Source organism: Pseudomonas sp. MWU13-2100 (assembly GCF_023242365.1).
Taxonomy (GTDB): Bacteria; Pseudomonadota; Gammaproteobacteria; order Pseudomonadales; family Pseudomonadaceae; genus Aquipseudomonas.
Genome location: NZ_JALLIX010000062.1, coordinates 1 through 21,274, shown reverse-complemented (window position 1 = coordinate 21,274; position 21,274 = coordinate 1). Strand labels below are relative to the sequence as shown.

At 64.1% G+C, this 21,274-nt stretch carries 17 protein-coding genes and 1 pseudogene; 11 read left to right on the top strand and 7 right to left on the bottom strand.

The window, feature by feature from the left end; translation table 11 throughout:
* Positions 1–1,392 carry an aldehyde dehydrogenase family protein gene (locus tag M5B99_RS27900; protein ID WP_248807076.1) on the bottom strand — a complete coding sequence of 464 codons (1,392 nt, stop codon included), beginning with the start codon at positions 1,390–1,392 and terminating at the stop codon, positions 1–3.
* A gap of 100 nt (positions 1,393–1,492) precedes the next feature.
* Between M5B99_RS27900 and ptrR the strand changes: the two are divergent.
* The 10 genes and pseudogenes from ptrR to M5B99_RS27850 all read left to right on the top strand — a co-directional run bounded on the left by ptrR (position 1,493) and on the right by M5B99_RS27850 (position 13,248).
* Positions 1,493–2,376: pseudogene (gene ptrR, locus M5B99_RS27895) on the top strand (putrescine utilization regulator PtrR).
* Positions 2,377–2,438: 62 nt separating this feature from the next.
* A complete protein-coding gene (locus M5B99_RS27890; RefSeq protein WP_248807075.1) occupies positions 2,439–2,861 on the top strand; it encodes a hypothetical protein in 423 nt (140 codons plus the stop codon).
* A gap of 102 nt (positions 2,862–2,963) precedes the next feature.
* On the top strand, positions 2,964–3,305 hold the full coding sequence (locus M5B99_RS27885; protein WP_248807074.1) for a hypothetical protein: 342 nt from the start codon (positions 2,964–2,966) through the stop codon (positions 3,303–3,305).
* A gap of 101 nt (positions 3,306–3,406) precedes the next feature.
* Positions 3,407–4,672 carry a TolC family protein gene (locus tag M5B99_RS27880; protein ID WP_248807073.1) on the top strand — a complete coding sequence of 422 codons (1,266 nt, stop codon included), beginning with the start codon at positions 3,407–3,409 and terminating at the stop codon, positions 4,670–4,672.
* Entirely contained in the window at positions 4,669–5,937 is a 1,269-nt protein-coding gene (locus M5B99_RS27875) for an efflux RND transporter periplasmic adaptor subunit (RefSeq protein ID WP_248807072.1), read from the top strand. The genes M5B99_RS27880 and M5B99_RS27875 overlap by 4 nt, the downstream gene beginning before the upstream one ends.
* Complete coding sequence (locus tag M5B99_RS27870) at positions 5,934–9,053, top strand: efflux RND transporter permease subunit (RefSeq protein ID WP_248807071.1); 3,120 nt, start codon at positions 5,934–5,936, stop codon at positions 9,051–9,053. Before M5B99_RS27875 ends, M5B99_RS27870 begins: the two co-directional genes overlap by 4 nt.
* A gap of 257 nt (positions 9,054–9,310) precedes the next feature.
* Entirely contained in the window at positions 9,311–9,625 is a 315-nt protein-coding gene (gene hcnA, locus M5B99_RS27865) for a cyanide-forming glycine dehydrogenase subunit HcnA (protein WP_248797464.1), read from the top strand.
* Positions 9,622–11,022, top strand: coding sequence for a cyanide-forming glycine dehydrogenase subunit HcnB (gene hcnB, locus M5B99_RS27860; protein ID WP_248807070.1), 1,401 nt, complete (start codon positions 9,622–9,624; stop codon positions 11,020–11,022). Before hcnA ends, hcnB begins: the two co-directional genes overlap by 4 nt.
* A 3-nt stretch (positions 11,023–11,025) precedes the next feature.
* Positions 11,026–12,267 (top strand): cyanide-forming glycine dehydrogenase subunit HcnC, encoded by a 1,242-nt coding sequence (gene hcnC / locus M5B99_RS27855; protein WP_248807069.1) that lies wholly within the window; start codon positions 11,026–11,028, stop codon positions 12,265–12,267.
* A 60-nt stretch (positions 12,268–12,327) separates the two neighbouring features.
* Positions 12,328–13,248, top strand: coding sequence for a LysR family transcriptional regulator (locus M5B99_RS27850; protein WP_248807067.1), 921 nt, complete (start codon positions 12,328–12,330; stop codon positions 13,246–13,248).
* Positions 13,249–13,252: 4 nt separating this feature from the next.
* Here M5B99_RS27850 and M5B99_RS27845 read toward each other — a convergent pair whose 3' ends face one another.
* From M5B99_RS27845 to M5B99_RS27820, 6 genes are all read right to left on the bottom strand, one after another.
* Positions 13,253–14,194 (bottom strand): cupin, encoded by a 942-nt coding sequence (locus M5B99_RS27845; protein WP_248807066.1) that lies wholly within the window; start codon positions 14,192–14,194, stop codon positions 13,253–13,255.
* A 146-nt stretch (positions 14,195–14,340) separates the two neighbouring features.
* Entirely contained in the window at positions 14,341–15,666 is a 1,326-nt protein-coding gene (locus M5B99_RS27840; protein WP_248807063.1) for an Nramp family divalent metal transporter, read from the bottom strand.
* A gap of 290 nt (positions 15,667–15,956) precedes the next feature.
* On the bottom strand, positions 15,957–17,783 hold the full coding sequence (locus M5B99_RS27835; protein WP_248807062.1) for a glycoside hydrolase family 15 protein: 1,827 nt from the start codon (positions 17,781–17,783) through the stop codon (positions 15,957–15,959).
* A gap of 106 nt (positions 17,784–17,889) precedes the next feature.
* Positions 17,890–18,285, bottom strand: a complete 396-nt coding sequence (locus M5B99_RS27830) for a hypothetical protein (RefSeq protein ID WP_248807061.1) — start codon at positions 18,283–18,285, stop codon at positions 17,890–17,892.
* Between the two features lie 62 nt (positions 18,286–18,347).
* Positions 18,348–19,292, bottom strand: coding sequence for a 2-hydroxyacid dehydrogenase (locus M5B99_RS27825; RefSeq protein ID WP_248807059.1), 945 nt, complete (start codon positions 19,290–19,292; stop codon positions 18,348–18,350).
* A gap of 63 nt (positions 19,293–19,355) precedes the next feature.
* Positions 19,356–20,378: a GlxA family transcriptional regulator gene (locus tag M5B99_RS27820; protein WP_248807056.1), complete on the bottom strand. Its 1,023-nt coding sequence runs from the start codon at positions 20,376–20,378 to the stop codon at positions 19,356–19,358.
* 120 nt (positions 20,379–20,498) lie between these two features.
* On the opposite strand from M5B99_RS27820, the gene M5B99_RS27815 reads away from it, so the two are divergent.
* Complete coding sequence (locus tag M5B99_RS27815; protein WP_248807054.1) at positions 20,499–21,047, top strand: cysteine hydrolase family protein; 549 nt, start codon at positions 20,499–20,501, stop codon at positions 21,045–21,047.
* The last annotated feature ends 227 nt before the right edge of the window (positions 21,048–21,274 follow it).

The following is a 21,274-nucleotide window of genomic DNA, read 5'->3' as shown; positions in this document are numbered from 1 at the left end:
TCAGCGACGATCCAGCCACACCGTCTGCGCATTGCAGAACTCACGTACCCCGAAGTGTGACAGTTCACGACCAAAGCCGCTTTTCTTCACGCCGCCGAAGCTGACCCGGGGGTCGCTGGCGCTATAGCCGTTGATGAACACGCCACCGGTTTCCAGCTCGTCGGCGAACTTGTCGGCCAGCTCCAGATCCGCGGTGTATACGGTTGCCGTGAGTCCGAACTCGCTGTCATTGGCCAGCGCCAGCGCATGGGCGGCATCCCGTGCGGTGATGATCGACGCCACCGGGCCGAACAGTTCCTGTTGGAACGAGGTCATCTGGTCGGTGACATTCGCCAATACGGTGGGTTCGTAGAAGTTGCCAGGCCCTTCGGTTTTTTTACCGCCGAGCAGCAAGGTCGCGCCTTGCGCCAGGGTGTCCTGGACCTGTTGATCCAGCTCGTCACGCAGATCGAAGCGGGCCATGGGACCGATATAGGTGTCGACGGCCAGCGGGTCGCCGACCACCAGGCGACGGGTGGCTTCGACGAACTTGGTAGTGAAGACCTCGATCACGCCTTGCTCGACAATCAGGCGCTTGGCGGCCGCGCAGACTTGTCCGGTGTTCTGGTAGCGGCCGATCACGGCGGCCTTGACCGCTTCGTCGAGGTCGGCGTCATTGAGCACGATAAAGGGGTCCGAACCGCCCAGCTCCAACACGCACTTCTTCAAGGCTGCACCGGCCTGCGCGCCGATGGCCATGCCGGCGCGCACACTGCCGGTGAGGGTGACCGCCGCGATACGCGGGTCGGCAATGGCCCGGGAGACGCCGTCCGGGGTGACATTGATGACTTCGAAGACGCCTTCGGGGAAACCAGCGCGTTTGAAGGCGTCCAGCAGCAGGTAGGCGCTGCCCATGACGTTGGGTGCGTGCTTGAGCACGAAGGTGTTACCGGCCAGCAGCGTCGGTACGGCACCGCGCAGTACTTGCCAGATGGGAAAGTTCCACGGCATCACGGCCAGGATCGAACCCAGCGGGCGATACTCGATGCGGGCCTTGCCGCCTTCCACCTGGGTCGGTTCGGCACTGAGCATGGCCGGGCCGTTTTCGGCGTACCACATGCACAGCTGCGCACATTTTTCAATTTCACCGCGAGCCTGGGCGATGGGCTTGCCCATCTCCCGGCTGATCATCTCGGCCATCTTCGTGGCGTTGTCACGCAGGGCCTGGGCCAGGGCGATCAAGGCCTGTGAGCGTTGTTCCAGAGCGGTACGTCGCCAGAGCGAGAACCCGGCCGCGGCCCGGGACAGGGCGGCATCCAGGGCCGAATCGGATTCGAAAGGGTAGTGGCCGATCTGCTCGCCGGTGGCGGGGTTGATCGACAGGGCATGGGTGAGGCTGGAGACTGAAGGCATGACACCGTCCTGCTGGGTGGGTATGGCCTCAGATTACGGTGGTGTTAGTTTTCTGGAAACTGAATAATGGTGAGCATATCGTTCACGATTGGAGAATGATTTGGATCTGGTCCAGTTGGAGATTTTCAAAGCGGTTGCCGAACACGGCAGCATCAGTGCGGCCGCCCAGCATATCCATCGGGTGCCGTCGAACCTGACCACGCGGATCAAGCAGTTGGAGCAGGATCTCGGTGTGGATCTGTTTATCCGCGAGAAGAGTCGCCTGCGGGCTGGAGTTTTCTCGACTATGCCCGGCGCATCCTCGACCTGGTCGGCGAGGCGCGGGCCACCGTGGCCGGCGAAGAACCGCAAGGCGCTTTTGCCCTGGGTTCGCTGGAGAGCACGGCGGCGGTGCGTATTCCGCAACTGCTGGCGGCCTATAACCAGCGCTATGCCAAGGTTGACCTGGACCTCTCCACCGGCCCGTCCGGGACCATGATCGATGGGGTGCTGTCCGGGCGCCTGGCGGCCGCGTTCGTCGATGGGCCGGTGCTGCATCCGGCGCTGGAGGGGGTACCGGCCTTTGAAGAGGAGATGGTGCTGATCGCGCCGCTGCAGCATGCACCTGTCCAGCGTGCGCAAGAGGTCAATGGCGAGAGCATTTATGCCTTTCGCGCCAACTGTTCCTACCGGCATCACTTCGAAAGCTGGTTTACCCAGGACGGCGCGGTACCCGGCAAGATCCATGAGATGGAGTCCTACCACGGCATGCTCGCCTGCGTGAGCGCCGGGGCCGGGCTGGCGCTGATGCCCCGCAGCATGCTTGAAAGCATGCCGGGCTGCAGCACCGTGAGTGTCTGGCCGTTGACCGAGTCCATGCGCTACCTGCGAACCTGGCTGGTGTGGCGCCGGGGCACGGTGTCGCAAAGCTTGAGCATGTTTGTGCGCTTGCTTGAGGAGAGCGGTGTTACCCGCCGCTTTGACATCAAGGAGTCAAGGGATTAACTTCGCGGCTTTTTCCCCGTCACCCCAAGGGGTGTGGGCGGTGATTGTTAAGGAAGGGCGCGATGACGGAAATGGCACAGCAGGACGATTTGTTTCAGACGGACAAGCGACTCTCCCTCAAGCCCGTGACGGACTTCAATGCCTTCCTGCTCCAGGCGTTTGCCGACGGGCCCTGCAAGTGCCTGCGCTGTCTGGAGGCTGCGGGCGTCGAAACCGGCTATGCCTTCCAGCACAGCTTCGAGTTGGGCAAGGTGGTCAACCGCCAGTTCGCCAGAACCACTCCAAGTGAGGTGCTCCTGGTGTTGAAGAAGGCCTGGCTGTCGTTCTTCAAGAGCGAACTGGAGATTCCTGGTCCGCTGGACTTGTCCACGGTGCATGAATTCGTGAAACCGGAACTGCATGTTCGGTTGCGCCCGCTGCTGCTGGCCTGTGGCTTGATCGTGGAACAAGAGGGTGGATGGGGGTTGCAGGCGGTTGCGGAATAACGCTGGGGCAAACACCGCTGGCATGAAGATTAATGCTCACTTAACCTGCAAGCCTTCAAGTAACCTCTCCTTTCCCGTCATTCCCTTTAGTTGGCGTCCTTGATGTTCAGGTTTCAGCTGATCTTGACCCTGGTGCTCAGCCTGATGCTGCCGATCTTCGGCAGTATGGCTGCGGCCGCGTCTTTTGCTGAACCTTGCCCGATGCCGTTGATGAACCATGTCGGGTCGAAAATGAGCGGCGCCCCCTGCTGCAATACCAGGGAGCACGGTGCCGCTTCCAAGTCGCCGTGCAAGTCGGGCGAGGAGTGCAAGATCGCTGGCCTGGTCCCGGTCCTGACGATCAGCACCTTTACCCCGGTCCCGCCGCTCCCGCTCATCCTGCAAGCGCCCGCCGTGCTCCAGTCCGAGCCTGCCGATCTGTGGCGCCCTCCGCGTTACGTCTGATGCCTTGATCCGAATCCCCGCACGCCTGCATAAAACGGCGTAGGGGCCATCGCGACCGCTGTTTGCAGCGGACGCATCGATCCTGCATTGGAGATCAAAGCATGTTCGCTTTCCTTCCCTCACACCGCGTATTGGCCGGTGTGATCGCTGTTGTCCTGGGCGCAAGCCCGCTGGTGGCTGTCAGGGCCGAGCCGCTGAGTTTCGAGCGAGCCCAGCACCTGGCTGAAAACACCGCCCCCGAAAACCTCGCCCGTCTGGCGCAGGTCGAATCGGCACAGTCCTCGGTCGGTCCCGCCGATGCGTTGCCCGATCCCAAGTTGATGTTGGGTATCCAGGATTTGCCGATCCAGGGTTCCGGGCGCTATTCGTTCAACGGCGATTCGATGACCGAGCGCCAGATCGGCCTGCGCCAGGAGGTGCCCAACAGCGACAAGCGCCTGACCCGCAAGCAGCTGGCGCTGGCCAGCGTGGACGTGGCCGAAGCCGAGCGTCGGGCCTCGCTGCTGGAGGTCAAGCGGCAAACCGCACTGGCCTGGCTGGGCGTCTATTACGCCGAGCTCAGCGTGAAAAGCTTTGATCAACTGGATCATCAGGTCGCGCTGTTGCGCAGCACCACACCGTCGCGTATCGCCGCTGGCACCGAGCGGGCGGGCGATCTGCTCCAGGCTGACCAGGAGGCCTTGGCCCTGGCCGACCGCCGTGACGAGTTGGTACAGAACATCGCCATGGCCCGGGCCAAACTGCGCCGCTGGATCGGTGCCGATGCCGATCAACCCCTGATCGACGGGCCGCCCACCTGGGGCCCGATCCTGCCGCATACCCAGCACACCCTGGGGCGCCATCCGGACTTGCAGGCCGCCACGGCCCGGGTCAGCGAGGCCAATGCCGAACTCGCCGATGCCATCGCGCAGAAGAAGCCCGACTGGGGCGTCGAGCTGGTCTACGGCCACCGTGACCGGCAGTTCGGCGGCGATATGGCGTCGCTGCAATTCACCTTCGACCTGCCGCTGTTCACCGGTTCCCGCCAGGGGCCGCGGATCAATGCGCGGCAGCATGAGGTCGAGCAGCGGGAGGCCGAGCAGGAAGTCATGTTGCGTGAGCACAAGGCCGAGCTGGAAAGCGGGCTGGCGGAACTTGAACGTTTGAAGAAAGCCCTGGAACGTTCGCAACAGTCAGCGATTCCCCTGGCTGAGCGGCGCGCCGAGCTTGCGTTGGCGTCCTACAAAGCCGGCAAGAGCCCGTTGAACGAAGTGATCGGCGCCCGTCGCGATCTGATCGAGGCACAGCTGCGCAGCGTCAGCCAGCAGAGTCAGTTCAGCCAACTGTCCGCCAGCCTGTATTACGCCTATGTCGAGGGCCTGAAATGAAGAAGCTCAGTGATTCCCTGTTGATCCTTGCGCTGGTGGGACTGGGTGTTGCCGGTGGCTATTGGCTCGGTCATGGAGGGATCGGGATGTCCACTGCGGACGATGGCGCAAAGAAGGAGCGCCCAGCCCTGTACTGGTTCGACCCGATGTACCCGACCCAGCACTTCAATGCACCGGGCAAGTCGCCGTTCATGGACATGCAACTGGTGCCCAAGTATGTGGATGGCGCGCAGGACGCCTCGTCCGTCAGCGTATCGCCGCAGCTGGCCCAGAACCTCGGCATGCGCACGGCTGTAGTGGTGCGCGAACGCCTGCCCGGCGGGCTGGATGCCGTCGGTTCGCTGGGCTACAACCAGCGCGATATCGCCAACCTGCAGGCCCGTGCGGCGGGTTTTGTCGAGCGGGTCTATGATCGCGCCCCTGGCGATGTGCTGCCGGCCGGTGCGCCGCTGGTGGATCTGTTGATTCCGGAATGGTCGGCCGCGCAACTGGAGTTCGTCGCGGTCCTTGCCGGCGGTGACAGCCGCCTGGTCCAGGCCTCGCGCCAGCGCCTGCAATTGCTCGGTATGCCCGAGGCGGTGATCGCCCAGGTGGTGAAGACCCGCAAGGTTCGCCCGGTTTTGACTCTGTCCACGCCGATTGCCGGTGAACTGCAAAGCCTGGAGGTCCGCGCCGGGATGAGCGTGTCCGCCGGCATGAGCCTGGCCCGCATCAACGGGCTGGGCAGTGTCTGGCTCGACACCTCGATACCCGAGGCCCAGGCGACCTGGGTCCAGGTGGGTGCCCCGGTGTCGGTAGCCTTGTCCGCTTATCCCGGGCAGACGCTGGCAGGCAAGGTGGTGGCGGTATTGCCCAGTGTCGATCCGCAGAACCGGACCCTGACGCTGCGCAGCCAGTTGCCCAATCCGGACGGCAAGCTGCGCCCGGGCATGTTCGCCAGCGTGCGCCTCGCCGACCCCGATCCGAGTCCGCGCCTGCTGGTACCCGGCGAAGCGGTGATCCGCACCGGTAAACGTACCCTGGTGATGCTGGCGCAGGACGGAGGTCGTTATCAGCCCAGGGAGATACGGATCGGGCGCGAGTCCGCCGGACGCATCGAAGTGCTCGATGGCCTGAGCGAGGGCCAGAAGGTCGTGACCTCCGGCCAGTTCCTGCTCGATTCGGAAGCGAGCCTGCAGGGCATCGTGCCAACCGATGAGCCGATGGTCCCCACGGCATCAATGGCGCCGAGCACACCGCTGACATCGATGGAGGGCATGAAATGATCAAGCGCCTGATCCACTGGTCCATCGGTAATCGTTTCCTTATCCTGTTGACGACCCTGTTTATCGTCGCCTGGGGCATCTGGTCGGTGCGCAATACACCGCTCGATGCGCTGCCGGACCTGTCCGACACCCAGGTGATTGTGCGCACCACGTTTCCCGGGCAGGCGCCGCAGATCGTCGAAAACCAGATCACCTATCCGCTGGCCAGCACCTTGCTATCGGTCCCCGGGGCGAAGAGCGTGCGCGGCTACTCGTTCTTCGGCGACTCTTTTGTCTATGTGATTTTCGAGGACGGCACCGACCTGTACTGGGCCCGCTCGCGGGTGCTGGAATATCTCAACCAGGCCCAGGGTCGTTTGCCCCTGGGCGTCACCAGCACCCTCGGCCCGGACGCCACCGGTGTCGGTTGGATTTATCAGTACGCCCTGGTGGACCGCACTGGCCAGCATGACCTGGCGCAGTTGCGCGGGATCCAGGACTGGTTCCTCAAGTACGAGCTCAAGACCGTGCCCAATGTGGCTGAGGTCGCCACCGTCGGCGGCATGGTCAAGGAGTACCAGGTGCTGCTCGACCCGCAGAAGATGGTGGCCTACGGCATCACCCAGCAGCAGGTGAACGATGCGCTGAAGAGCGCCAACCAGGAAGCCGGTGGTTCGGTGCTGGAGTTGGCCGAACGCGAATATATGGTGCGGGCTTCGGGCTACCTGAAGAGCCTGGAGGACTTTCGCAATATCCCGTTGAAAACCTCGGCGCAGGGCGTGCCGGTGCTGCTCGGCCAGGTGGCGATGATCCAGATCGGCCCGCAGATGCGCCGCGGCGTTGCCGAGCTGGATGGTCAAGGCGAAGCGGTCGGCGGCGTGGTGATCCTGCGCTCGGGCAAGAACGCCGATGAAACCCTGCAGGCGGTGAAAGCCCGCCTCGACAGCTTGCGCGGCAGCCTGCCACCCGGGGTCGAACTGGTCACCACCTACGACCGTTCACAACTGATCGACCGCGCCGTGCACAACCTGAGCTTCAAACTGCTGGAAGAGTTCGGCGTGGTGGCGCTGGTGTGCCTGCTGTTCCTCTGGCACTGGCGCTCGTCCCTGGTGGCGATCATCACCCTGCCGCTGGGGGTGTTGATGGCCTTTATCGTGATGCGCATCGAGGGCGTCAACGCCAATATCATGTCCCTGGGCGGTATCGCCATTGCCATCGGTGCGATGGTCGATGCGGCGGTGGTAATGATCGAGAACGCGCATAAACATATCGAGGCCTGGCAACTGCGCCATCCCGGCCAGAAGCTGCAAGGCGAGGCCCATTGGCGGGTGATCGGCGAGGCGGCGGCGGAGGTCGGCCCGGCGCTGTTTTTCAGCCTGTTGATCATCACCTTGTCGTTCCTGCCGGTGTTTACCCTGGAAGCCCAGGAAGGGCGGCTGTTCGGGCCGTTGGCGTTTACCAAATCCTATTCGATGGCGGCGGCGGCGGGATTGTCGGTGACCCTGGTGCCGGTGCTGATGGGCTACTGGATTCGCGGTCATATTCCCAATGAACAGCAGAACCCGCTCAATCGCTGGCTGATCGCGGCTTATCGTCCGCTGCTGGAGACGGTGCTGAAATGGCCGAAAGTGACCCTCGCCCTGGCACTGCTGATCTTTCTTTCCAGTCTCTGGCCCTTGAGCCAGCTGGGTGGCGAGTTCATGCCGGCGCTGGATGAAGGTGACCTGTTGTACATGCCCTCGGCGCTGCCGGGATTGCCGGCGAGCAAGGCCGGCGAGTTGTTGCAACAGACCAACCGGATGATCCGCACGGTGCCGGAAGTCGAACATGTCTTCGGCAAGTCCGGGCGGGCGGAAAGCGCCACCGATCCGGCGCCGTTGGAGATGTTCGAAACCACCATCAAGTTCAAACCCCGTGGGCAATGGCGCGCCGGCATGACCCCGGAAAAGTTGATCGAAGCGCTGGACCAGGCGGTCAAGGTGCCCGGGCTGTCGAACCTCTGGGTGCCGCCGATCCGCAACCGTATCGATATGCTCGCCACCGGCATCAAGAGCCCGATCGGGGTCAAGGTGGCCGGCACGTCGCTGGCTGATATCGATGAGGTCGCTCACCAGATTGAGGCCGTCGCCAAGCAGGTGCCGGGAGTCAGTTCGGCCCTGGCGGAACGCTTGACCGGAGGCAGCTACCTCGATATCCGGATCAATCGCCTGGCGGCGGCCCGTTACGGATTGAGCATTGCCGATGTGCAGGCGGTGGTGTCCGGTGCGGTGGGCGGCAGTACGGTGGGGGAGACGGTCGAGGGCGTGGCCCGTTATCCGATCAGCCTGCGTTATCCGCGGGAATGGCGCGACAGCCCGCAGGCTTTGCAGCAACTACCGATGCTGACCGCCAGCGGGCAGCAGATCACCCTCGGTGCGCTGGCGGATATCGGCGTGAGTGCGGGGCCGCCGATGTTGCGCAGCGAGAATGGTCGGTTGTCCGGGTGGGTCTATGTGGATGTCCGCGGCCGCGACCTGGCGTCGACCGCCCGGGACCTGCAGCAGCAGGTGGCGCGGCAGGTGAAGCTCAAGGCCGGGATGAGCGTTTCCTATTCCGGGCAGTACGAGTTCCTGGAGCGGGCCAATGCCCGGTTGATGTGGGTGGTGCCGGCCACCTTGCTGATCATTTTCGTGTTGCTCTACCTGACCTTCGGGCGTTTCAGCGAAGCCGGCCTGATCATGCTGACCTTGCCTTTCGCGCTGTCCGGTGGTGTCTGGTTGCTCTACCTGCTGGGCTTCAATCTGTCGGTGGCCACGGGTGTGGGCTTTATTGCCCTGGCCGGGGTGTCGGCGGAGTTCGGCGTGATCATGCTGCTGTATCTGAAGAACGCCTGGACGGTGCGTCTGGATGCCGGGCGGGAGGCGGACGGTGATTTGCTCGAGGCGATCGGTGAGGGCGCGGTGTTGCGGGTTCGGCCCAAGGTGATGACGGTGGCGGTGATTATTGCCGGTCTACTGCCGATTCTCTGGGGCAGCGGTACCGGTTCCGAGGTGATGAAGCGGATAGCCGCGCCGATGGTCGGCGGCATGATCACCGCGCCCTTGTTGTCGATGCTGGTGTTGCCGGCGGCGTATTGGTTGATGAAGCGTCGGCGCTAGAGCGATGGACCGTGTCGCCTGCTTCGCGGGCAAGCTCCGCTCCCACATTGTCCGAGTCAAACACAAAACCTGTGTACGACCGCAGATCTGTGGGAGCGGAGCTTGCCCGCGAACGGCGCGACGCGGAACCTCTGACACCATCGGAGCGCCGAAGCGGCCCCCAGGGTTTTTGTTCCTCTTTACTGGCCTGGATCAAATTGCCGAAGTGCCGAATCCCTTAGCGTGCACCCTTCACGCTAGTCATGGACGATGCCCCTATGCAAAACCTGGATCGACAACACGATATCCAACCCCTTTCCCAGGTGGACATGACCGTCCACCTCAACGGCCAGCCGGTGCCGGCGGCCGCGGGCGAGACCGTACTCTCAGTGCTGCAATCGGTCGGCCTGCGCCAGTTGGCGCGCAACGATCATGGCGAGGTCGCCGGAGCCTTCTGTGGCATGGGCGTTTGCCAGTGCTGCCTGGTCTCGATCGACGGCCGGCTCAAGCGCCGGGCCTGCCAGACGCTGGTACGGCCCGGCATGTACATCGAAACCGGCATCAGTCGCTTCCCTGTGCTGGAGGTGCTATGAGCCGCCTGCCCGTGGTGATTGTCGGCGGCGGGCCGGCCGGCATGGCCGCCGCCGCCGAGCTGGCCCGACACGAGGTGTCCAGCGTGCTGTTCGAGGAAGCGTCACGCCTGGGCGGCGTGGTCTATCGCGGGCCGCTGCGTCGCGGGGTCGATCTCGGCTATCTGGGCACACGCTACCGCGAGGTACTGGAGCGCCTGCACGGTGAGTTCGCGCGTTATTCCGATCGGGTCGATGTGCGTCTGGGCACGCGGATTCTCGGGGGCGAAGGCATGCGAACGCTGATGGCCCTGGATGCCGATGAGCGCCTGCAGGAGATCGCGTATTCGCAACTGCTGCTGGCGGCCGGCTGTCATGAGCGCAACGTACCGTTCCCCGGCTGGACCTTGCCCGGGGTCATGCTGCTCGGTGGTTTGCAGTTGCAGATCAAGAGTGGCGTGGTCAAGCCTCTGGGGCCCACCCTGATTGCCGGCACCGGGCCCTTGCTACCCTTGCTGGCCTGCCAGTTGCACGCCGCCGGGGTAGCGGTGGCGGGAGTCTATGAAGCCAGCGCATTCGCCCGGATCGCCCGGGAAAGCCTGGTCCTGCTGAACAAGCCGCAGATGTTTCTCGATGGCTTGAGCATGCTCGCTTATCTGAAGTTGCACGGCATCCCGTTGTACTACGGTTGGGGGGTGGTCGAGGCCCAGGGCCGGGAAGAATTGACCAGCGTGACCCTGGCACCGTACTCCAGCGATTGGCAGCCGGACCTGACCCGGACACGCCGGATCGAGGCACGAACGCTGGCGGTTGGTTATGGCTTTGTCCCGCGCAGCCAGCTCAGCCAGCAGATGGGCTTGGTCCATGGCTTCGGCGAGGACGGTTGCCTGCGCCCTGAGAGCAATGTCTGGCAACAGAGTAGCGAGCCGTCCGTTCATCTGGCCGGGGACATGGGCGGGATTCGCGGCGGCGAGGCGGCGATGCTGGCCGGCAGGATTGCCGCCGTGTCGATCCTGCTGCAGCGCGATGTGCTGGACACCGAGTCCGCCCTGGCCCGGCGCCAGGTCTACCTGGACAAGCTGGCGAAGATCGGCAAGTTCCGCGCCGGCGTCGATCGCTACACCCGGCGCGGTATCCGGCAGATCGACTTGCCCCGGGCCGACACGGTGATCTGCCGTTGCGAACACGTGACCCGCGCCGATATCGATCGAGCCCTGTCCCAGGGGGTCGAGGACATGGCCGCGCTGAAGATGCGCACGCGGGTCAGCATGGGCGATTGCCAGGGACGGATGTGCGTCGGTTATTGCAGCGACCGTCTGCGCCAGGCCACCGGACGCACCGATGTCGGCTGGCTGCGCCCGCGTTTTCCCATCGAGCCGATTCCCTTTTCCGCTTTCGAGAGCCTGGGCAAGGACGCCTGAACCATGAACAGAACCTATGATGTGGTGATTGCCGGTGGTGGTGTGATCGGTGCTTCCTGTGCCTACCATCTGTCCCGGCGCCAGGACCTGCGGATCGCCCTGATCGACGCCAAGCGCCCGGGCAATGCGACTCGCGCTTCGGCCGGCGGCCTGTGGGCCATCGGCGAATCAGTGGGGCTGGGCTGCGGGGTGATCTTTTTCCGCATGATGTCGGCCCGACGCCGCCAGGCCCATGGTGCGGCGGTGGCGGCGGCGGCGAGTGCCCCGCATATCCTGCCGCCGGCGTTCTTCGAGTTCGCCCTGCAGTCCAACGCCCTCTATCCGCCGCTGCATCGCGAACTGATCGAACGCCATGGCATGGACTTCAAGTTCGAACGCACTGGCTTGAAGTACGTGATCTACGACGCTGAAGACCGCCTGTATGCCGAGCACATCGTCTCGCGGATCCCGCACCTGGCGGACCAGTTGCGCTGGCTGGATCGTGAAGCGTTGCGCGAGGCCGAACCTGCGGTGAGCCATGAGGCGCAGGGCGCGTTGGAGTTTCTCTGCGATCACCAGGTCAGCCCGTTTCGCCTGGCCGACGCCTACACCGAGGCCGCGCGGCAGAATGGCGTGGACCTGTTCTTCAACACCAACGTCACTGGTGTTCTGCATCAGGGCGGTCGGGTCAGCGGCGTGCGCACCGCCGAGCAGGGCACCTTCCATTGCGCCACGTTGATCAATGCCGCCGGGGCCTGGGCTGCCGAGCTCAGTGAGCAGGCCACCGGGATCAGGCTGCCGGTCAAGCCGGTGAAGGGGCAGATCCTCCTGACCGAGCGCATGCCCAAGCTGCTGGAAGGCTGCCTGACCACCAGCGATTGTTATATGGCGCAAAAGGACAACGGTGAAATCCTTATCGGCAGCACCACCGAGGACAAGGGCTTCGATGTCAGCACGACGTTCCCGGAAGTCGCCGGCCTGGTGCAGGGGGCCATGCGCTGCGTGCCGCAACTCAAGGAGATCAACCTCAAGCGCTGCTGGGCCGGCCTGCGTCCGGGCTCGCCCGACGAACTGCCGATACTCGGGCCGATGGCGGGTGTCGGGGGGTATCTCAATGCCTGTGGACATTTCCGTACCGGCATTCTCACGTCGGCGATCACCGGGGTGATGCTGGAGCGGCTGGTCCATCAGGAACCCTTGCCTCTGGATCTCACGCCATTCCTGGCCGATCGATTCGAGGCGGGCTTGCTCAAAGGCGTCGGATAACGGTATCTATCCAGGTGTTGCGGTGGCTCACGCATTGAGCCGCACCCGAGTGGATATCCCATGGACTATTTCGCCGCCCTCACGGCCTTTGTCGAGGCCGCCCAGGCCAACAATTTTTCCCGGGCGGCCGAGAAGCTCTCGATCAAGGCCTCGACCGTATCGCGTTATATCAAGGACCTGGAACAGGACCTGGGCATCGCCCTGTTCAATCGTTCCACCCGCACCCTGCGCCTGACCGAGGGCGGCGAAACCTTCCTGCATCACGCCTTGCGGGTGCTCGCCGAACTGGATCAGGCCAGGGCCGCGACCTCGGCCCTCAACCAGCAACCCCGGGGGCTGCTCAAACTCAACCTGCCACCGGCCTTTGCCCGGCACCATGTGTTGCCGCTGCTGGGCGACTTTGCTGAGCGCTTTACGCAAATCCGCCTGGAGCTGACCCTGGAAGACAGTCACGTCAACCTGATCAGTGCCGGTGTCGACCTGGCGCTGCGGGTCGGGGTGCTGCCGGACTCGTCGCTCAAGGCGCGCAAGCTGGCAGCCGAACACACACTGCTGTGCGTCAGCCCCCGGTATGCCCGGCAACATTCGCCGCCAAGCTCGCCACAGGAACTGGCGGAGTGTTCCGCGATACTCAATGGCAACCTGCCTGACGAGGTGTTTTTCGTTCCGCGACAGGTCCCTGGCGCCCAGGTCGAGCGCGTTGCAATCAAGGGTCACCTGCGGATCAACGATCTGGATGCGCAACTGCTGGCGGTGCGTCAGGGGCTGGGCATGGCGTTGTTGCCGGATTGGTTGGTGGCCGATCTGCTCAGGCAAGGCGAACTGGTGCACTGGCTGCCCGACTGGCAGGCCCAGGCCACGCAGATCGCCGCTTCACTCTGGTTTGTCTATCCGCCCAAGCGCACCGTCTCCTCGAAGGTACGCAGTTTTATCGACTTCATGCTCGAACGAATCGGCACGCCACCTTATTGGCAGCGTTGATCGTTCAACTGAAGCGAATGTCCAGGGCGCGTAGATAGGTTTGCAGGCCCGCATCCTGGATCGGAATCAGGAAGGCTTCACGGTCCGCCTCGTTGTAGTGTGCATGCCAGTAGCCCGGCGGCGTGACGAACGCCAGCCCGGGCGTCCAGTCGACCCGGGTCGGATTGCGGATCTGGCCGTGCTCATCGACCTCGGTACCCACCAGGCTGTAGCACCCGGGCGGGCAGTCGATGATGAAGTCCAGGGCGATCGACTGGTGACGATGGGGTTTCTGCACCGAGCCCGCGGGCAGGATGCCATACATCGCCCAGAGCACATGGGTCACGGTGCGGGTCTGGGGAAAGTGCCGATTGCCCAGCAGGATGCTGATCCGACTGCGGTCCTGGGCGCGCGGGTCGTCGGCGGCTTCGCGCAGCTTGGCATTGGCGGTTTGCGCCGGGTACAGGGTGGCGCTGAAGCGGTCTTGCTGGCTGCGGACACCGAGGTAACGCAGCAGCGGTTCGTCATGCACGTAGTAAAAGCGGCTGTCCTCGCTGGCGGACAGTTCGACCGCCTGGCGGCCGGGCAGGGCGATAAAGCAGCCCTTGTCCCACTCGAAGCGGGCCTCGCCCTGCGCCAGGCGGCCATGCCCGGCAATCACATAAAGCACCTGGGACGTGGCGTTGGGCTGCAATGTCAGCGAGTCGCCGGCATTCAAGCGGATAAAGTTCGCGCACAGCCCGGGGCCGGTGGCCGGGCCTTCGCAGCCCAGGGCCTGGCTCAGGTCCAGCGGCACCAGCCGCGACGGCCCGCTGTCGTAGAGCGAGGCGGGAAAGTTCTGGTAGGGGATGCGCGAGATCAATCCGGCGCTGATCGGGTTGGCGGCCTTGCTGTATTCGAAGTACTCGGCGTCCTGTTCGCAGGCGGGCAGTTCGGTGCTGGCGATCATCGGCTGTTGACGGTTCATGCTCGGGCCTCTCGACGTTGTGGTTATGGGCGCAGGGCACTCACTATACGAAGCATGCCGGGGTGGATTAAGACCTCAACGGGAACAGCAGTTATGTGCAAAAGGGCAGCGGGGCGAGCCGCGCCGCTGCTCGGCTGGTCATGGCCTCAGTCAGCGCCGAACAGTTGCACGATCAGCCAGGCGTTCGCGCCGCTGATCACCACGAACAGGCCCCAGGCCAGGGCCTTGGTGTACCAGCGATTGACAAAAGGTCCCATCAGGCGTGCATCGCTGGTCATGCGGATCAGCGGGTACAGCGCAAAGGGCAATTGCAGACTCAGCACCACCTGGCTCAGCACCAGCAATTTCCCCACCGCTCCTTCGCCCATCATCCAGACCCCGATAAAGGCCGGGATCAGCGCCAGGCCACGGGTGATCAATCGGCGCTGCCAGCAGGGAATCTTCAGGTTCAGGTAGCCTTCCATGATCACCTGGCCGGCGATGGTGCCGGTAAAGGTCGAACTCTGCCCGGACGCCAGCAGCGCGATGCCGAACAGGGTGCTGGCGAACGCGCCGCCCACCAGCGGATCGAGCAGGTGGTAGGCGTCCTGGATGTCCACCACCGCGGTATGCCCGGTCTGGTGGAAGGCCGCCGCGGCCAGGATCAGGATCGCCGCGTTGACCAGCAAGGCCAGGGCCAGCGAACCGAGGGTATCGATACGCGCCAGTTGCACGGCGTCCTGGCGGCTGGCCAGGTCAGTGCCGATCAGCCGGGTCTGCACCACCGAGGTGTGCAGGTAGAGGTTATGGGGCATCACCGTGGCCCCGAGAATGCCGATGGCCAGGTACAGCGGCGCGGCGTCGCTGATGGCCGAGAGGGACGGCTTGAAGCCCTGGAGCACGTCCGGCCAGTAAGGTTTGATCAGCATCAGTTCGATGAAAAAACACACGCCGATGGTGGCCACCAGTACCAGCATGATCGCTTCCAGGCGGCGGAAGCCGCGGTTCTGCAAGGCCAGGATCAGCACGGTATCAAATGCGGTCAGGGCAATGCCGAAGGTCAGCGAGCAGCCCAGCAGCAGATGAAAGGCCAGGGCGCAACCGAGGACTTCGGCCAGGTCGGTGGCGATGATCGAGATTTCCGCCAGCAGCCACTGGAGCCTGGCCGAGCGCGGGCTGTAGCGCTCGCGACAAAGCTGCGCCAGGTCGCGGCCGGTGGCGATCCCCAGGCGCGAGCAAAGACACTGCACCGCCATGCCGGCCAGGCTCGCCAGCAGCACCACGAACAACAGGCTGTAGCCGTAACGCGAGCCGGCCTCGATTGCGGTGGCCCAGTTGCCGGGGTCCATGTAACCGATGGAAATCAGCAGGCCGGGGCCGGCGAAGCGCAGGGCGCGCTTGAAGAACGGCGCCCCGCGATCGACGGCAATCGAGCCGTGCACTTCGGAAGGGCAGAAGGGGGCGGTGGCAACTTTCGGCAGGCTGAATTTCACACGGTGTTCCAGGACAGGCGAGGAGGTTCCAGCTTAGACGTTTGGCTCGCGCGCCCCAAGCTATCGGGGTGATTGAAAAGGACATTCACTCCGAAAAGCACCAGAGAACCTGTGGGGGTGGAGCTTGTCGGATCGCCGCACCGTCGCGGAGCTTCTGGCGGTCTTGAGGGCCCCTTCGCGGGCAAGCTCCGCTCCCACACAAGCTCCGCTCCCACACAAGCTCCACTCCCACACAAGCTTCGCTCCCACGCAAGCTCCGCCCCCCACAAGGTATGGGGCAGCAAGCGGCTTCAGGGTTGCCACGGGGTGATATCGCCGCTGAGCCTGCGATCAAGGAAACACGCCGCGCTGATCAGCGCCAGGTGGGTCAGCGCTTGTGGGGTATTGCCCAGGTGCCGCGCCTGTGGATCGAACTCCTCGGCGTACAGCCCCAGCGGGTTGGCATAACGCAGCAGTTGTTCGAACTCCAACTGCGCCTGCTCCACGCGCCCGGCCCGGGCAAGGCACTCGACGTACCAGAACGAGCAGGCGGCGAAGGCGCCTTCGGTGCCGGGCAAACCGTCGATGGGGTGATCGTCGTTGCGATAGCGATAGACCATGCCGTCACGCACCAGGCTTTTCTGGATCGCCTCCAGGGTCGCCAGCCAGCGTGGATCGGTGGCGCCGACAAAGCGCACCAGCGGCATCAACAACATCGAGCCGTCGAGGCCGGTACCGCCGATATGTTGGACGAAATGTCCGCGCTCGACGTTCCAGAAGTTGCTCCAGATATCGGCATAGATAGCCTGGCGGGTCTGGTCCCAGCGGGCGAACGGGGCCGGCAGCGAGCGCTTGGAAGCCAGGCGGATGGCACGGTCCAGGGCGACCCAGCACATCAGTCGCGAGTGCAGGAAGTGGTGCTTCTCGCCGCGCATTTCCCAGATCCCGACGTCGCTCTGGTTCCAGGTGTCGCAGACCTGATCGACAATCTGGCAGACGTGCAGCCAGCCTTCGTGGGAAATCGCTTCGCCGTATTTGTTGGTCAGGTACACCGCGTCCAGCAACTCGCCGAAGATATCCAGTTGGACCTGCTCGTAGGCCTGGTTGCCGATGCGCACCGGGCGGGCGTTACCGTGGCCGGACAGGTGCGTCAGTTCGGTTTCCGGCAGTTCCTGGGCGCCGTCGATGGCATAGAGGATGTTCAGCTTCAACGGTTGATCGCTGCAGTCGCCGACCCGTCCGCGCAACCAACGCATAAAACCGTTGGCTTCCTCGACATAACCCAGGCGCATGAAGGCGTAGATGGTGAAGGAGGCGTCGCGGATCCAGGTGTAGCGATAATCCCAGTTACGCTGGCCGCCGGGGCTTTCCGGCAAGCCGAAGGTGACGGCGGCGAGGATCGCGCCGTGCTTGCGTGAAGTCAGCAGCTTGAGGGCCAGGGCCGAGCGGTTGACCGCTTCGCGCCAGCGGCCACGGTAGTTGGAGCGACCGAGCCAGTGGCGCCAGAAGGTCAGGGTGCGTTGCAGGGCGAGGTCACTGCTGCCGACCTTGATGCGTGGATCGTCGGCCGCGCCGAGGAGGAATTCGGCGCTCTGTTGCTGTTCCAGTGTGAAGCTGGCGACAGCGGCCTGCCGTTCCACTTGCAGCGGTTGGTCGGCACACAGACGCAGGCTGGGCTGATTCGGCGCCTCGAAGCACACGTCGTCACCGTCGAGACGGGCGCGGGTCGCGGCGCGGGCATAGTCATGGCGTACGGCGCAACGCAGTTGGAAGGTGGCCCGTCCGCTGATCACCCGGACCCGGCGGATCAGCATCGGCAGGTCGTTTTCATCGTCACTGACCGGCAGCAGGTCGGTGATTTCCACCACCGCGCTGGTGCTCAACCAGCGGGTTTGCAGGACATTGGTGTCCGGCAGGTAGATCTGCTCGCGACGGGCATCGGGCAGATCCGGGGTCAGTTGGAAAGTTCCGGCTTCAGGGGTGTCGAGCAAGGCACAGAAGATCGAAGGGCTGTCGAAGGTCGGCCAGCAGAAAAAGTCGACGCTGCCGTGGTCGTTGACCAGCGCGGCACTGCTCATGTCGCCGATCACGCCGTGGGCCTCGATGGTGCTCTGGGGTTCGTTGGAAAGATCAGGCATGGCCGCGAAACTCCGGGTAGAGAGGCCTGTCGCTGTCAACGCAGGCCTTTGAATGCACTTATTGAGCTGACTGGCATTCCTCGGCGGAGTTCAGGCGCGCAGGGGCTTATTGTTCCGGGCTGTCTTCGGGAGTCGGGTCAGCGCCGTAGTGCTGGCCCAGTTCGACGCGTTTTTCCTCGACCCAGCCGCTGAAGTCATCACCGCTCTTGGCGATGTACATGACCTGGGCCCAGCCGTCCTCGGTGCTGGCATATACCGTGAGGCCGTCGCCGGGCACGACGAAGACCTTCCTGGTGATACAGGCGCTGTTGGGGGCGCTGTGAAAGTAGACCCGGCCCTGGCCGATGACCTTGCCTTCGACGGGGGGGCGGTAGCTGCCGGCTTCGGCGTTGGCCTTTTCATCCAGGGCGGTGCAATCGACCGCTGCCTCGGCGGCAACGGTCAAGGGCGAGAAGCTCAGTAGCAGGCAGGCAAGGGGCAGCAGGCGGGCGGTGCGTTCCATGCAGGAGGTGTCCATCAGGTTTCAGGGAAAACGATGATTATAAGCCTGTGGCGGGTTGGCCATCAGCCGGGAAGGACCACTGGCGTGAGTACCGGCTTGCCGGAAAAATACGCCAGCAGATTTTCGGCCACCAGCGCCACCGTGGCTTCGGAGGCTTCCGGCGACAGACCGGCTACGTGGGGTGTCAGTACCACATTGTCCAGGCCCTTGAGGGCATCCGGCACATTGGGTTCGTCGTCGAACACGTCCAACGCCGCGCCGGCGAGGCGACCTTGCTGGAGGGCGGTCACCAGGTCATCGGTTACCACCACGCTGGCGCGTGCAATGTTGACCAGGAAACCCTGCGGGCCGAGGGCTTCAAGGGTCTGCCGGTCGATCAGGGCGTGGGTGCCAGCGCCGCCTGGCGTGGCGACGATCAGATAGTCCGAGACCAGCGCCAGTTCGGTGGTCGTGGCGCAATAGTGGTAATCGATATCCGTGCGCGGTCGCCGGTTGTGATAGCTCACCGTCATGCCGAAACCCAGGGCCGCGCGCTGGGCGATCGCCTGGCCCACCGCGCCCATGCCGAGGATGCCCAGACGCTTGCCGCCCAGGGACGGACGCGTCAGCTTGCGCCACTCGCCGCGACGCACCGAGGCATCGGCGCGGGGAATATCGCGCACCAGCGACAGCAGCAGGGCCATGGCATGGTCGGCCACGGGGGCGGCGTTGGCGCCGGCGCCGTTGGTCACGACGATGCTCCGTTGCGCGGCGGCGTGCAGGTCGACCTTTTCATAGCCGGCACCGATCACGCAGATGATTTCGAGTTTGGGCAGGGCTGCCATTTCATTGGCGAACAGCCCCAGCGGGCCACGAGTGAGCACGGCGTTGATGCGTTCGCCATGGTCGGCAATGGCTTGCGCGCGCAGGGCCTGGGTCGGCGCCAGGATCAGCTCGAAGCCGTGCTTCTGGATGATCGGCAAGTAATCGTCGACGGTTTCCACGAGTACCAGCAGCACGTTGCTCATGTGTTTCTCCGGGCCGTATCAATAGGAATGACCGGCAAGGCATCGCCCTGCCGGTGGTTGAACTCAGGTCGCCTTGACACCGTAACGACCTCGGTAATCACTGGGCGAGAAACCGGTGATTTTCTTGAAGGTCGAGCGGAACGCACCGGGGTCCTGGTAACCCACGGTCCAGGCGATATGGTCGACGGTGCCGTTGGTGAATTCAAGCATTTCCCGCGCCTTGCCGACCCGCAGGTGCTGGCAGTATTCCGTCGGACGCAGGCCGGTGGCGGCGCGAAAGCGGCGCAGGAAGGTTCGCTCCTCCAGGCCGGCCTTGTCAGCCATGGCATTTACGCTCACCTCCAGTGCGCCGCTGCTTTGCAGCCAGTGCTGGACCTTGAGGATCGCTGCGTCGCCGTGTCCCAGGATAGGGGCAAAGTTACCGGCGCACTCACTGTTGTCGCGGTGTTCGATCAGCAGGTAACGCGCGGTGCGCGTGGCGATCCCCGGCCCCAGCAGCCGTTCGACCAGGCGCATGCCCAGTTCGGCCCAGGCCATCAACCCGGCGGTGGTGATCAGGTCGCCGTCGTCGATGATCGGCTTGTCGGTGTCGAGCCGTATCTGCGGGTAGAGCGCGGCAAAGGCCTTGGCCGAATTCCAGTGGGTGGTGGCGCGACGCTGGTCGAGCAGGCCGGTCTGGGCCAGCACGAAGGCGCCCATGCACACGGAGCCGATGATCGCTCCGCGGCTATGTTGTTCGCGGACCCAACCGGCACTGAGCTGCAGGGAGGCGGGCGAGGGTGTATCGCCCAGCGACGGCGGAATGACCACGGCGACCGGGTGGCCGTCCGTGCCTGGTTGGCTGTCGTAGATCCGTTCGATCGACTCGCCCGTGGCGCGGCTCGCCCAATGGCTGACACGCAACAGCGGGGCGGTATCGCCGTGTTCGGCGACCATGCGATTGGCCACGCTGAACAGATCGGTCAGGCCGTGGATGGCGGCGGTCTGCGCGCCGGGATAGAGGAGCAGGCCGATCTCGGCCACGGTGCTGTCGTTGTGCCCTTCGGTTGTGGTGGTGTGGTCGATGGCGGCCGTGGGCGCGTCCATTGTCAGTTTTCCCCTCGAAAGTGTCGGTCCGGCCAATCCCCGGAACACCGTGGGAACTGGATACTTGATCCGGTAGAGCAAAGCAACCGAACGCTGCACCACTTAATCGAGGAAGATGATATGTCCGTACAAGCGCTGATCCTGGTGGATATCCAGAATGACTATTTCCCGGGCGGAAAGTGGACCCTGAGCGGCGCCGATGCGGCGGCCGACAAGGCCGCCGCGATTCTGGCCGCTGCGCGTGAGGCGGGCGACCTGGTGGTGCATGTCCGCCATGAGTTCGCCAGTGCCGATGCGCCGTTCTTTGTCCCGGGTTCCGAAGGGGCACGGTTGCACGCCAAGGTCCTCAACCGCGCCGATGAGCAGGTGATACTCAAGCATTTCGTCAATTCATTTCGCGACACCGAACTGAGCGCGGTGCTGGAGCGCAATGGGATCAAGGAATTGGTGGTGGTTGGCAGCATGAGTCACCTGTGCATCGACGCCATCACCCGTGCGGCGGCTGACCAGGGCTACCAGGTCACGGTGATTCATGATGCCTGTGCTTCACGGGACCTGGAGTTCAATGGCCTGACGGTGCCGGCGGCCCATGTGCACGGGGCGTTCATGGCCTCCCTGGCGTTCGGTTATGCCGCGGTGGTTTCCGCCGAGCAGTGGCTGGCGCGCTAGGGTGCTATCCCCTGGCAGGCACTGGCCTGCTGGGGGAGAGTGGACTGGTTATGGAGTATGAATTGCTCCCGGAATTGATTTTGGATCGAGGAGCGCCTCCAGCCTGAAGGTCCCGTATTCCCGGCCGGTGCTGGCGGAGTGGACACCGCCTTATGGTGGCTTGTCATTGTATTGCCCCAGACGCCGGCATGTGCCTGCGGGGTTGCGGGCATTGATCGAGTTGATCA